This is a genomic window from Nonomuraea cavernae (genome assembly GCF_014646355.1).
Taxonomy (GTDB): Bacteria; Actinomycetota; Actinomycetes; order Streptosporangiales; family Streptosporangiaceae; genus Nonomuraea; species Nonomuraea cavernae.
The window spans coordinates 325,018-338,605 of record NZ_BMNH01000001.1; the positions used below are offsets into that span (position 1 = coordinate 325,018).

A 13,588-nucleotide genomic window follows, 5' to 3' on the forward strand; every position below is an offset into this window, starting at 1 on the left:
AGGGGCCGACATGACCCAGTTCGAGATGACTCACCAGGACTGGTGGCGTGAAGCCGTCATCTACCAGATCTACCCGCGCAGCTTCGCCGACTCCGGCGGCGACGGGATCGGCGACCTGCCCGGCGTCATCGGCAGGCTCGACCATCTCGAATTGCTCGGCGTGGACGCCGTCTGGCTGTCTCCGTTCTATCCCTCGCCGCTGGCCGACTTCGGGTACGACGTCAGCGACTTCGAGGACGTGGACCCCGTCTACGGGACGCTCGCGGACTTCGACGAGCTGCTCCGCCGGGCGCACGAGCGCGGGATCCGGGTGGTGGTCGATCTGATCATGAATCACACCTCGGCGGAGCACCCGTGGTTCGCCGAGTCGCGGTCCAGCCGGACCGACCCCAAGCGCGACTGGTACATCTGGGCCGACCCCGGACCGGACGGCGGGCCGCCGAACAACTGGCTCAGCGCGTTCGAGAAGTGCGGGCCGGCCTGGACGCTGGACGCGGCCACGGGCCAGTTCTACCTGCACAGCTTCACGCCGGGACAGCCCGACCTCAACTGGCGCAATCCGGAGGTCCGCGCCGCGATGCACAAGGTGTGGCGGTTCTGGCTGGACCGAGGGGTCGACGGCTTCCGGGTGGACGTGGCGCACCGCCTGCTGAAGGACGCCGCGCTGCGTGACAACCCGGTCGAGGTGGCCCACGCCCGGCGGCACGTGACGCATCCGGAGGTGCGGCAGCGCAACCTGGACCTGCCCGAGACGCAGGACGTCCTGCGGGAGCTGCGGAGCACGCTCGACTCCTACGGCGGCCGGTTCGCGCTGGGCGAGGTGCCCATCAGCGACGACCGGCGGCTGGCCGCGTACTTCGGCGGCGACGGCCTGAACACGGCCTTCCACATCGCGTTCTGGGAGCAGCCGTGGCAGGGCTCCGCATTCCGCGAGGTGGTGGACAGACTGGCCGGGCTGGCGCGACCGGGGGCGCTGCCCACCTACGCGCTGGCCACCCACGACATCTCGCGTACGGTCACCCGCTTCGGCGGCGGGGACCGGCTCCGGGTGGCCGCGATGATGCTGCTGACCCTGCGCGGCGTCCCGTGCGTCTACTACGGCGAGGAGATCGGCATGGCCGACGCGCAGCCGCCGCTCGACCTGGTGCTCGACGTCGACGGCAGGGACGGCGCCCGCGTGCCCATGCAGTGGGACGCCACCGGGCGCGGCTTCACCTGCGCCGAGATGCCGTGGCTGCCGTTCGCCGACGGCCAGAGCCAGGTCAACGTGGCCAGGCAGCAGGACGACCCGGACTCCCTGCTGAGCCTCTACCGGCGGCTGATCGCGTTCCGCCGCGCATCGGCGGCGCTCCGGTCGGGCGACTACCGCTCGCTGGAGACTTCGGATCACGTCTTCGCCTACCTGCGCTCCGCGCCCGGCGAACGACTGCTCGTCGCGCTGAACTTCGCGCCGCACAGCACCTCGGTCGCCGTGCCTGATCTGCCGCTGGAGGGGCAGGTGGAACTGTCGACCGGCGCCCGCTCCGGCCAGACGGCGAATCTGCGGCCGTTGCATCTCGCTCCGGACGAGGGCGTGATCGTCAGGATCGAGGAGGGGCCATGACGGCCGAACCCGTTCGCCCGAAAATCTCTCGCCCGAAAATCTCTCGCCCGAAGACCCCTCACACGAGAACCCCTCGCCCGAGAACCCCGAACCGGGCCGGCACCGCGGGTGCGGAGCCGGCCGGGACGAACTGGGCGGGGAACGTCGGCTACACGTGCGCGCGGCTGCATCGTCCGACGTCCGTGGCGGGGTTACAGGCGCTGGTCGCGCGCGGTGACCAAATCCGCGCCCTGGGCACCAGACATTCGTTCAACGAGCTGGCCGACGGCCCCGGAGACCTGGTGTCCCTGGCGGGCCTGCCGCCGGCCATGGACGTGGACTCGACCGCCGGCACCGTACGGGTGGCCGCGGGCGTGCGCTACGCGGAGCTGGCCCGCCACCTCGACGAGAAGGGGTTCGCGCTGCCGAACCTCGGCTCGTTGCCGCACATCTCGGTCGCGGGCGCCTGCGCGACCGCGACGCACGGGTCCGGCGTGGGCAACGGCTGCCTGTCCACCGCGGTGTCGCGGCTGGAGCTGGTCACCGCCGACGGCGACCTGGTGACGGTGGGCCGCGACGCGGCCCACTTCCCCGGCATGGTCGTGGGCCTCGGCGCCCTCGGCATCGTGGTGAGCCTGACGCTGGACCTGGTGCCGTCGTTCGACATGCGGCAGCGGGTCTACGAGGGGTTGCCGCTCGACGTGCTCGACGACCATTTCGAGGAGCTCGTCACCGCGGCCTACAGCGTGTGCCTCTTCACCGACTGGCGTTCGCCGGCGTTGACGCAGGTCTGGATCATCGAACGCGCCGACGAGCCCGAGTCGCTCGTGGTGAAGGAGCCGTGGTTCACCGCCTCGCCCGCGACGAGGCCGCTGCACCCGGTGTCGGGGTTCTCGGCGGCGAGCTGCACCGAGCAGCTCGGCGTCACCGGCCGTTGGTACGAGCGGCTGCCGCACTTCCGGCCCGACTTCGAACCGAGCAGCGCCGGCGACGAGCTGCACTCCGAGTACATGGTCGCCCGGCGCGACGCGGTGCCCGCGCTGCGCGCCCTCGACGCGATCCGGACGTCGATCAGCCCGGTGTCGCAGATCTGCGAGGTGCGCACGGTCGCCGCCGACGACCTGTGGATGAGCCCCTTCTACCAGGAGGACTCGGTGAGCATCCACTTCACCTGGATCGCCGACACCGAGGCCGTCCTCCCGGTGGTCGCGCTGGTCGAGGAGCGGCTCGCGCCGTTCCGGGCCCGGCCGCACTGGGCCAAGATCTTCACCACTCCCCCGTCGCTCCTGCGCTCGCGTTACGAGCGGGCGTCCGACTTCCACGACCTGGTACGCGTCTGGGACCCGGCCGGCAAGTTCGGCAACTCCTTCCTGGACCGCTACCTGAGTTAGGAGACTCCCGTGTCCTTGATCAAGGGTTTCCAGACGGGGTCCGACCACCCGGACCGGGAACTGTCCCCCGCCGCGCTCGTCCGGTTACGGGTCGCGGTCACCCTGTTCTTCGCCCTGGCCGGCTTCCTGTTCGCCGGGTGGGCGGTCCGCATCCCCGCGATCAAGGAGCAGATCGGCGCCTCCCCTGGGCCGCTCGGCCTGGCGATGCTCTGCATGACCGGCGCGGCGGTGCTCACCATGCTGGCGACCGGCGCGCTCTGCCGGCGCTTCGGCAGCCGCCGGGTCACGATCGCGACGGCCGCGCTGCTCTGCGTCAGCGTGGTGCCTCCGACCCTCACCGACTCCGCCGTCGGGCTCGGGCTCGTGCTGATCATCTTCGGCGTCGCGTACGGCGGCATCGACGTGGCGGTGAACAGCGTGGCGGTCGACCTGATCGCCGCCCTGGGCCGGCCTGTCATGCCCGGTTTCCACGCGGCCAACAGCTTCGGCAGCCTCGGCGGCGCGGCGCTCGGCGGACTGCTCGCGCCGTACCTGTCGCCGACCCAGCACATGCTGCTGATGGTGCCGGCCGGGCTGCTCGCCACCGTGATCCTGGGGCGGATGCTGATGGCGTACCCGCTGCCGAGCGCGGACGCGAAAGACGGTCAGGCCGGTCCGGCGAGCACCCAGGACGGCGCCCCCGCGACCGGCGCTCCCGAAGGCGTGAGCGCCGGTCACGGGGGTGGCCCGGAAGCGGAGCGGACCAAGGACACGACCGTGCCGGCGGGCACGGGCAGGCGCCGGATCGGGGTGGCCGTGGTGGTGTTCGGGCTGATCGGCCTGTGCGCCGCGTTCAGCCAGGGCGCTCTGGACGGCTGGATGCCGCTGCACATCCGGGAGGACCTGGCCGGCAGCCCCGGAGCCGCGGCGGCCGGCTACGCCGCGCTCCAGCTCACCATGGGGTTCATGCGGCTGTCCGGCGTCAGGCTGCTGGAGCGGCTCGGGCCGACCCTCGTCGTGGTGGCCGGCGGCCTGATCGCGTGCGCGGGAACCCTGCTGGCCGCGATGACCCAGTCGCTGCCGCTGGTGTTCGTCGGCATCGTCGCGACCGGGATCGGCCTGGCCAACATCTTCCCCGTCGCCATGGCCCAGGCCGGTGTGGCGGGCGGGCCCAGCGGGATCGCCCTCGCCGCGACGCTCGGCTACTGCGGCATCCTGGCCGCGCCGCCCGCCATCGGCCTGCTGTCCGACGCCTTCGGGCTGCCCGTCGGGCTGACGCTGATCGCGCTGGCCGCCGCCGTCGCCTCCGTCATCGCGTACGTGATCCGCCCACGGAACGCGTCCCGCGCGACCGCCTGAACCGACCGCCTGAACCGACCGACCGTCGCCCACCGATGGGAGCACCCCATGCGCACCACCCATCTGCTTTCGCAGCTGGAGGTCCTGGAGGCCGAATCGATCCAGATCATCCGGGAGATCGTGGCCGAGTTCGAACGGCCGGTCCTGCTGTTCTCCGGCGGCAAGGACAGCGTCGTGCTGCTGCGGCTGGTGGAGAAGGCCTTCCGGCCCGCTCCGATCCCGTGCCCGATCATGCACGTCGACACCGGGCACAACTTTCCCGAGGTGCTCGCGTTCCGCGACCGCCGGGTGGCCGAGCTGGGGGTCCGGCTGGTCGTCGCGTCGGTCCAGGAGAGCATCGACCAGGGCAGGGTGGCCGAGGAGACGGGCAGGCGGGCCTCCCGCAACCGGCTGCAGACGACCACGCTGCTGGACGCGATCGAGTCGCACCGGTTCGACGCGGCGTTCGGCGGCGCGCGACGCGACGAGGAGAAGGCCCGCGCCAAGGAACGAGTGGTGTCGTTCCGGGACGAGTTCGGCCAGTGGGATCCCAAGAACCAGCGGCCCGAGCTGTGGAACCTGTTCAACACCCGGATCCACCCGGCCGAGCACGTGCGGGTGTTCCCGCTGTCGAACTGGACCGAGCTGGACGTCTGGGAGTACATCCGCCGCGACGGGCTGGAGATCCCGTCGATCTACTTCGCCCATCCCCGGACCGTGTTCGAGCGGGACGGGATGCTGCTGGACGACAACCCGTACGCGCACCGGGACGACGACGAGCCCGCGTTCGAGGCGACGGTCCGCTACCGCACGGTCGGCGACGCGTCGTGCACCGGCGCGGTCATGTCGAGCGCCGCCACCCTGGCCGAGGTGATCGAGGAGATCCAGCTGACCCGGGTCAGCGAGCGCGGGCAGACCCGCGCCGACGACCGCGGCGAGGCCGCGATGGAGGACCGCAAGAAGGAGGGCTACTTCTAGATGAACACCCCCGAGAACATCTCCAAGAGCGTCCCCAGGAGCGCGGGCATCCTGCGGCTGGCGACTGCCGGCTCGGTCGACGACGGCAAGTCCACGCTGATCGGCCGACTGCTGTACGACTCAAAGTCGATCTTCGAGGACCAGCTCGCGGCCGTCGAGCGGACCAGCGCCGAACGCGGTGAGGAGTACGCCGACCTGGCGTTGCTCACCGACGGGCTGCGGGCCGAGCGTGAGCAGGGCATCACCATCGACGTGGCCTACCGCTACTTCGCCACCCCGCGCCGCTCGTTCGTCATCGCCGACACGCCGGGGCACATCCAGTACACCCGCAACATGGTCACCGGCGCCTCCAGCGCCGATCTGGCGATCATCCTGGTCGACGCGCGCAAGGGCGTGCTGGAGCAGTCGCGCCGCCACGCGTTCCTGGCCACGCTGCTCCGGGTCCCGCACCTGGTCGTCGCCGTCAACAAGATGGACCTGGTCGACTACGACGAGGCCGTCTACGAACGGATCAGGGACGAGTTCACCGCGTTCGCCACCCGGCTGGACATCGGCGACCTGACCTTCGTGCCGATCTCCGCGCTGCACGGCGACAACGTGGTCGAGCGCAGCGTGAACATGCCGTGGTACGACGGGCCGTCGCTGCTGCACCACCTGGAGCACGTGCACATCGTGTCCGACCGCAACCTGATCGACGTGCGCTTCCCCGTCCAGTACGTGATCCGCCCGCACAAGTCGGACGACCCCGGGCTGCACGACTATCGCGGCTACGCCGGCCAGGTCGCCGGCGGCGTGCTGCGGCCGGGCGACGAGGTGGTGCACCTGGGCTCGGGGCTGACCACCACGGTCACCCACATCGACGGCCCGGACGGCCCGGTGCCCGAGGCGTTCCCGCCGATGTCGGTGACGCTGCGGCTGGCCGACGACATCGACATCTCGCGCGGCGACATGATCGCCCGGCCGAACAACCGGCCGGACACCGCCCAGGATCTGGAGGCCATGGTGTGCTGGCTGACGGCCGACCGGCCGCTCTCGCCTCGGATGAAGCTGGTCGTCAAGCACACGACCAACACCGCCAAGGCCGTGGTCGGGGAGCTGCGCTACCGCCTCGACGTCAACACCCTGCACCGCGACGAGCAGGCCGACGTCCTGGACCTCAACGAGGTGGGCCGGATCAGCCTGCGGGTCACCCGGCCGCTGTTCGTGGACGACTACGGCCGCAACCGGCTGACCGGCGCGTTCATCCTCATCGACGAGGCGACCAACGGCACCGTCGGAGCCGGCATGATCATCGGCCCCCGCTCCGGCCCCCGCTCCGGCCGCTGATCCCGGAGCGAGGCCGATCGGCCGCCTGATCACAGCTCAGCGGCCGAGGGCGCGGAAGCAGGCGCGTACCTCGTCCACGAACAGCCCGGGCTGCTCCAGCGCGGCGAAGTGGCCGCCCCTGGCGGGCTCGTGCCAGTAGCGGATGTCGGTGTACCGCCTGGCCGCCCAGCGCCGCGACGGGCGGGGCACCTCGCCGGGGAAGACCGAGCAGCCCGTGGGAACGTCGACCGTCTCGCCCGTCGACTCGGTCATCCACTCACCGATCCGCCGGATGCTCTCCCAGTAGAGGCGGGCGGCCGACGCGCCGGTGCCGGTCAGCCAGTAGAGGGTGACGTTGTCCAACAGCTCGTCGCGGCTGATCACGCTCTCCGGGTCGTCCGGCGACTCGTCGCGGCCGAGCGCGCTCTCCCGGTCGGACCACGACCGGAACTTCTCCACGAGCCACGCGCACAGCGCCGCCGGAGAGTCGACCAGCCCGTAGCCGATCGTCTGCGGGCGGGTCGCCTGCTGGACGGAGTAGCCGTCCTCCCACTCCTTGGCGTGTTCCAGCGCGGCGAGCGCGACCCGCTCCCCTTCGGTCAGGTCGTCGAAGGTCGCGGGGTCGGGTGGCGCGAGCGGCGGGACGAGGTGGATGCCCGTCACGTGGCGCGGGTCGCGCTGGGCGACGAGGGTGCTGATACTGGTGCCCCAGTCGTGGCCCTGCGCGGCGTACCTCTGGTAGCCGAGCCGGGACATCAGCGTGATCCACGCGTCGGCGATGCGCTCGACGCCCCAGCCCGGCTCGGCCGGGCGGTCGCTGAAGCCGTAGCCCGGCAGCGAGGGGCAGACCACGTGGAACGCGTCGGCGGCGGCACCGCCGTGCGCGGTGGGATCGGTCAGCGGCCCGAGCACGTCGAGGAACTCCAGGACCGAGCCGGGCCAGCCGTGGGTCATGAGGAGCGGCAACGCCCCCTCGTGCGGCGAGCGGACGTGCAGGAAGTGGACGCCGAGCCCGTCGAGCTCGGTGCGGAACTGGGCGAAGGAGTTGAGCCGGGCCTCCGCCGCGCGCCAGGAGTAGCCGTCGGCCCAGTAAGCACACAGATCGCGTAGGTAGGCTAGCGGCACCCCCTGCTCCCAGCCCGTCACCGTCTCCGGCTCAGGCCATCGCGTACGACGCAGCCGCGCGCGCAGGTCTTCCAGGTCGGCGTCGGGCACTTCGACCCTGAACGGCGTCACGGCGGTCAACGAGGCGCCTCCCTGTCGTGATCAGGCAGCGAAGAGCTCTCATCGTATTCAAAGCGACATCAGGTAGAACGACTCCCATGAACGACTCCCTCCCGTGGCCGAGGCCCGCCGAGAGTCCGCTGGTGCTCGTGGTCGACGACGAACCGGGCATCCGCGAGCTGCTGCGCGACGCCCTGGAGCTGAACGGGTTCGGGGTGCGCACCGCGGAGACCGGGCGGCGGGCGCTGGAGAGCGTGGCCGAGGAGCGGCCCGACCTCGTCCTGCTGGACGTGATGCTGCCCGATCTCGACGGGTTCGCGGTGGCGCAGCGGCTGCGGCCGGACGGCGGCGGGCCGCCGGTGTTGTTCCTCACCGCCCGTGACACGGTGGCCGACCGGATCGCCGGGCTGACCGCGGGAGGCGACGACTACGTCACCAAGCCGTTCAGCCTGGAGGAGGTCGTGCTGCGCATCCGGGCCATCCTGCGCCGCACCGGCGCCCAGGAGGAGTTCCGCGACGACGGTCTGCTGCGCTACGCCGATCTGGAGCTCGACGAGGAGGCCCACGCGGTGCGGCGGGCGGGGCGGCGCATCCATCTGTCGCCGACGGAGTTCGCCCTGCTGCGCTACCTGATGATCAACGCTGACCGGGTCGTGAGCAAGGCGCAGATCCTCGACCGGGTCTGGGACCACGACGTCGACGCCGACAGCAGGATCGTCGAGTCCTACATCAGCTATCTGCGCCGCAAGATCGACGTCGAGGGGCCGCCGCTGATCCACACGCTGCGCGGCGTGGGCTACTGCCTGCGGGGGCCCGGTCAGGGGGGAGCCGGGTGGCGACGGTAGGCAGGCCGTGGCCGTTGCGGCACCGGTTGCTGGCGGCCCTGCTGGGGCTGTCGGCGGCCGCGCTGACGGTGTTCGCCGGCGCCGGGGTGCTGCTGCTGGAGCGGTCGCTGATCTCGCGCGTGGACACCCAGCTGTACGAGATCTCCGCCACCTTCCGCGCGGGCCGGCCTCCGCCACCCGCGCCGCGGCCCCGCGAAGGCAGTGTCGAGCTGCCCACCCAGTTCAGGGTCGCCTTCTACGATCCGTCCGGAACCCTCCTGCGCGATGTGCCGCCCGGTTCGGCCGATGGCCCCGCGATTCCCGCCGAGGCGATCGCCATGGTGCCGGCGCGGCCCGTCACCGTCCCCGCCCGGACGGAGGCGGCCGACTGGCGCACGCTGGTGGTGCGCTCGCCGAACGGCGACCGGGTGGCGGTGTCCATGTCGCTGGAGGCCACCCAGAGCACCGTCCGGCAACTGCTGCTGATCGAGGTGGCGACGGGGGCGCTGATCCTGGTCCTGCTCGGGGTCGTGGCGCTCGCCGTGGTACGGCTGGGCCTGCGCCCGCTGACCCGGATGGAGCAGACCGCCACCGCGATCGCCGCCGGCGACCTCGATCGCCGGGTGCCCGACAGCGACCCGCGGACCGAGACCGGCCGGCTGGGTCACGCGCTCAACGTCATGCTCGAACGCCTGGGTGACGCGCTGCGCCGGCGGGAGGACTCCGAGCTGCGGTTGCGCCGCTTCCTGGCCGACGCCTCACACGAGCTGCGCACCCCGCTCACCTCCATCCGCGGGTTCGCCGAGCTGTACCGGCACGGCCGGGGCGAGCGGGACCCGGCGGTGGCGCGCATCCTGGGGCGCGTCGAGGGCGCGGCCGAGCGGATGGGCGTGCTGGTGGACGATCTGATGCTGCTCGCCCGGCTCGACCAGGAGCGCGCCCTCGACCTGAGCGACGTGGACCTGCGCGTCATCGCCGGAGACGTGGTGCACGACGCGCGGATCCCCGAGCCGGATCGGGAGATCGAGCTGGCGCCGGCCGACGGCCCGGTGCGCGTGGTGGGGGACGAGCACCGCCTCCACCAGGTCGTCGCCAACCTGGTCGCCAACGCCCTGGCCCACACGCCGCCGGGCACGGCCGTACGGGTGACGGTCGGGCACCTCACCGCGCCCGGACCTCCGGAGCCGGGCGTCACCTCCGCCGGCACGCTGATCGCCCCGGCCGGACGGGCCGCGTTCGTCGAGGTGCGGGACGACGGGCCGGGCATCGAGCCCGAGCACCTGCCTCACGTGTTCGACCGGTTCTACCGGGCCGAGGCCGGCCGCTCTCGCGAGAGTGGTGGCACCGGCCTGGGGCTGGCCATCGCGGCCGCCCTGGTGGAGGCGCACGAGGGCCGCGTCGAGGCGCGCAGCGAGCCGGGCCGCGGCACCGCGTTCCGCGTCATCCTGCCCGTCGCCGGGCCGACGGCGGGCTGAGCCCGTACACCGTCGGGTGAGCACCGATTTGTGAGCCGTTCACACATTATTCCCAGGTTGTTGCTGTCAAATGCCTTCCGTCAAGGAAGGAGAGTCATGCTGCGAAGACTCCGCAATCGTGCCGCTCCCGCAGGTGAGCCCGCCGGGCAGCGCGCGCCCTCCCCCGCCACCACCGGCGAGCTCGGGCACGCGCTGCGCGCACCGAGCAAGCTGCACGCCTTCAACCGTTACGAGATCAAGTACCTGGTCGACGCGGCCCTGGTGGGCGAGCTCCGGGAGGAGTTGGAGCAGGTTCTCGACCGCGACAAGCACAGCGGCGACCAGGGCTACGGCATCTGGAGCGTCTACTACGACACCCGGCAGCTGCGGTTCTACTGGGAGAAGATCGAGGGCCTCAGGTTCCGCAGGAAGCTGCGGATCCGGCACTACGGCGACCGGTTCGCGGTGGGCCCCGACACCCCTGTCTTCGTCGAGATCAAGCAGCGGGTCAACCGGGTCACCCAGAAACGACGGGTCCGCCTGCCGTACCACGACGCGCTGCGGCTGTGCGACGGGCGCGAGCTGGTCGAGCACGACCCCTCCACGCGCGGCTTCCTGGAGGAGGTCCTCGACCTGGTCTGCCGGCTCGACCTGCGCGCCACCGCGATGACCGGCTACCAGCGCCACGCCTACCTGGGACGGGAGGCCGACGTGGGGTTGCGGGTCACCTTCGACCAGCGCGTCCGCGGCCGGGACCGGGACTTCCACCTGGGCGCCGACGCCCAGAACCGGTTCATCGTCCCGCCCAGAAAGGCGATCATGGAGGTCAAGGCGAACGAGCGGGTCCCCTACTGGCTCACCGACCTGACCGCCAAGCGGAACCTGCAGGTGGTGCGGGTGTCCAAGTACTGCCAGAGCGTGGAGGCCCACGGACGGGCGCCACGGTCGATCTTCCACATTCCGGACCATGACCTCGACCTCGGCTTCGACCGGTCGATCGCTTCGACGGAGGCCTGACCCCGATGGACTTCACCTTCCAGGACCTTTCCGGCACGTTCAGCGTGGCGGACATCGCCATCGCGATGACGCTGTCCTTCGTGCTCAGCGCCATGATCGGCTGGGTCTACCGGGCGACGCACCGCAACGTGTCCTACAGCCAGTCGTACGTGCAGACGCTGGTCGTCCTGGGCATGCTCATCTCGCTGATCATGCTGGTCGTCGGCTCCAACATCGCCCGCGCCTTCGCGCTGGTCGGCGCGCTGTCGGTGGTCCGCTTCCGCAACGCCATCAAGGAGACCAGGGACGTCGGGTTCATCTTCCTGGTGATGGCGATCGGCATGGCCGTGGGCACCCGCTTCTATCTGCTGGCCGTGGTCGCCGCCGTGGCGATCTCGCTGATCATCCTGGTCATGAACCGGTTCAACTGGTTCGCGCTCAACGTGCGGCGCCAGGTGGTCAAGGTGCAGGTGCCGTCGGACGGCGACCACACCCCCGCGATCCAGGACGTACTGGTCCGGCACACCGACGAGTTCGAGCTGGTCAGCATGGAGTCGATCAGGGCCGGGGCGCTGACCGAGCTGATGTACACGGTCAAGATCAAGAAGGGTGGTGAGCCCGCCGACCTGATCTCCGCCCTGCGCGAGCGCAACAGCGGTCAATCGGTCACCGTGCTGACCGGATACGACCAGACGGACCTGTAGCGTCGTGGACCAGCCCACCAACCGTCGCCGGCTGCGGCACCGCGTCCCGATCAGGCTCCGGCAGCACTGGAAACTCGTGGCGGCCTGCCTGACGTTCCTCGCCGTCTGCGCGGGAGTCTTCGGAACCGGGACGATCCGCCCGTACGTCACCCGCGTCCAGACAGCCTCGGCCGACACCGTCACCCAGAACGTCACCGGGGCCAAGGAGCTCTTCGACACCTCCGTGCCCCACGAGGTGAAGCTGACCTTCCGCGACGAGAGCTACCAGGACATGCTCCAGGAGTACTTCAAGGACGGCGACAAGAAGTACGTCGAAGCCGACCTGACCATCGACGGGACCACCATCCCGAGCGTCGGGATCCGCCTCAAGGGCAACTCGACGTTGAGCGGGCTGAGCTGGAACGGCCAGACCCGCCAGCGCGGCATGCCCGGCGGCGGCCGGCGACTCGACGGCGGCCAACCCCCGGAGGGCCTCCCGGAGGGCCTCCAACCGCCTGAGGGCTTTCAGCCACCGGGGAACGGCCGGCCGCAGGGCCAGGATCAGCCGCCCGGAGGGGGCGGATTTCCCGGCGGGGCCGGCGGGTCGTTGAAGGCGGAGGAGCCCGAGACGCTGCCGTGGCTGATCAGCTTCGACGAGTTCGTGGAGGGCCGCCGCTACCAGGGCCACTCGCAGATCGCCGTCCGCCCCGGCGCGATGCGGTCGACGACGCTGCTCAACGAATCGCTCGCCATCTCGCTCGTCGACGCCGCCGGCGAGCCGACGCAGCGGTTCGCCTACAGCGCCTTCGAGGTCAACGGCCGCACCACCGCGCCCCGGCTGCTGGTGGAGTATCTGGACGAGGACTACGCCTCCCGGCTGGGCACGGGCGTGCTCTACAAGTCTCTGGCGTCCAGCGACTTCTCGTACAAGGGCGAGGACCAGACCGAGTACACCGAGGACTTCAAGCAGGTCAACCGGAAGGGCGAGCAGGATCTCCAGCCGGTGATCGGCCTGGTCAAGTGGGTGGAGCAGGCGTCGGACGAGGAGTTCGCCGCCGGGCTCGCCGACCGGCTGGACGTCGAGTCGTTCGCCCGCTACCTCGTCCTGCAGAACCTGATGCTGAACTTCGACGACATGTCCGGCCCGGGGCGTAACTACTACCTCTGGTACGACCTCGACTCCCGGAAGTTCCAGGTGATCAGCTGGGACCTCAACCTGGTCTTCAGCGGCGACGCCGAGGCCGGGCCGCACGACACGATCGGCATGGGGTTCGGCGCGCGCCGACCGGACGGGCAGCAGCCCACGACCCAGACGCCCGATCAGCAACAGTCCACGACGCGGACGCCCGACCGGCAACAGCGACAGCCCACGGCGCAGACGCCCGGCCAGCGGCAGCCCGGCGGGGAGCGGCCGGGTGGCATGCGGATGGGTCATGCGCTGAAGGACAGGTTCCTGGCGACTCCGGCCTTCAAGCAGTCGTACGAGGAGCAGTACCGGGACCTGTACGCGAAGCTGCTGGAGAACGGGACGGCGCTGAAGCTGCTGGACGGCGTGCTCGACTCCTACGGGTTGAACGAGCGGGCCGACACCGCGAACGCCACGAAGGAGGCCACCGCCCTGCGCACCACCCTCCAGACCCGTGCCAAGGCCCTGGGAGCCGACAAGACGATCACCGGCTCCTAGGGTCACCCGTCACCCGCGCCTGCGGGCACGGAGCCCAGAACACGAAGCGGGCCGGGGAACGCGAAGGCCGAGGAACGCGAAGGCCGAGGAACGCGAAGGCCGAGGAACGCGAAGGCCGAGGAACGCGAAGGCCGAGGAACGCGAAGGCCG

At 71.0% G+C, this 13,588-nt stretch carries 11 protein-coding genes; 10 read left to right on the plus strand and 1 reads right to left on the minus strand.

Annotated features, from left to right (window positions below):
• The first annotated feature begins 10 nt into the window (after positions 1-10).
• The 5 genes from IEY82_RS01520 (at position 11) to IEY82_RS01540 (ending at position 6,594) form a co-directional block, all read left to right on the plus strand.
• The gene (locus IEY82_RS01520) at positions 11-1,603 is read left to right on the plus strand and encodes an alpha-amylase family glycosyl hydrolase (protein ID WP_225261978.1); all 1,593 of its coding nucleotides are present in this window, start codon (positions 11-13) and stop codon (positions 1,601-1,603) included.
• Positions 1,604-1,785: 182 nt separating this feature from the next.
• The gene (locus IEY82_RS01525) at positions 1,786-2,973 is read left to right on the plus strand and encodes an FAD-binding protein (RefSeq protein ID WP_308015906.1); all 1,188 of its coding nucleotides are present in this window, start codon (positions 1,786-1,788) and stop codon (positions 2,971-2,973) included.
• Positions 2,974-2,982: 9 nt separating this feature from the next.
• The gene (locus IEY82_RS01530; protein WP_225261980.1) at positions 2,983-4,311 is read left to right on the plus strand and encodes an MFS transporter; all 1,329 of its coding nucleotides are present in this window, start codon (positions 2,983-2,985) and stop codon (positions 4,309-4,311) included.
• A gap of 48 nt (positions 4,312-4,359) precedes the next feature.
• Positions 4,360-5,268: a sulfate adenylyltransferase subunit CysD gene (cysD, locus tag IEY82_RS01535; RefSeq protein WP_189122102.1), complete on the plus strand. Its 909-nt coding sequence runs from the start codon at positions 4,360-4,362 to the stop codon at positions 5,266-5,268.
• Complete coding sequence (locus tag IEY82_RS01540) at positions 5,269-6,594, plus strand: sulfate adenylyltransferase subunit 1 (protein WP_189122103.1); 1,326 nt, start codon at positions 5,269-5,271, stop codon at positions 6,592-6,594. It abuts the gene before it with no gap.
• Between the two features lie 36 nt (positions 6,595-6,630).
• On the opposite strand, the gene IEY82_RS01545 is transcribed toward IEY82_RS01540, so the two are convergent.
• Entirely contained in the window at positions 6,631-7,809 is a 1,179-nt protein-coding gene (locus IEY82_RS01545) for an epoxide hydrolase family protein (protein ID WP_308015908.1), read from the minus strand.
• A gap of 86 nt (positions 7,810-7,895) precedes the next feature.
• On the opposite strand from IEY82_RS01545, the gene IEY82_RS01550 reads away from it, so the two are divergent.
• From IEY82_RS01550 to IEY82_RS01570, 5 genes are all read left to right on the plus strand, one after another.
• A complete protein-coding gene (locus tag IEY82_RS01550; protein ID WP_189122105.1) occupies positions 7,896-8,642 on the plus strand; it encodes a response regulator transcription factor in 747 nt (248 codons plus the stop codon).
• Positions 8,630-10,096, plus strand: a complete 1,467-nt coding sequence (locus IEY82_RS01555) for a sensor histidine kinase (RefSeq protein ID WP_189122106.1) — start codon at positions 8,630-8,632, stop codon at positions 10,094-10,096. Before IEY82_RS01550 ends, IEY82_RS01555 begins: the two co-directional genes overlap by 13 nt.
• 96 nt (positions 10,097-10,192) lie before the next feature.
• The gene (locus IEY82_RS01560) at positions 10,193-11,092 is read left to right on the plus strand and encodes a polyphosphate polymerase domain-containing protein (protein ID WP_189122107.1); all 900 of its coding nucleotides are present in this window, start codon (positions 10,193-10,195) and stop codon (positions 11,090-11,092) included.
• Between the two features lie 5 nt (positions 11,093-11,097).
• Positions 11,098-11,775 (plus strand): DUF4956 domain-containing protein, encoded by a 678-nt coding sequence (locus IEY82_RS01565; RefSeq protein ID WP_189122108.1) that lies wholly within the window; start codon positions 11,098-11,100, stop codon positions 11,773-11,775.
• A gap of 4 nt (positions 11,776-11,779) precedes the next feature.
• Complete coding sequence (locus tag IEY82_RS01570) at positions 11,780-13,438, plus strand: CotH kinase family protein (protein WP_189122109.1); 1,659 nt, start codon at positions 11,780-11,782, stop codon at positions 13,436-13,438.
• Positions 13,439-13,588 lie beyond the last annotated feature (150 nt).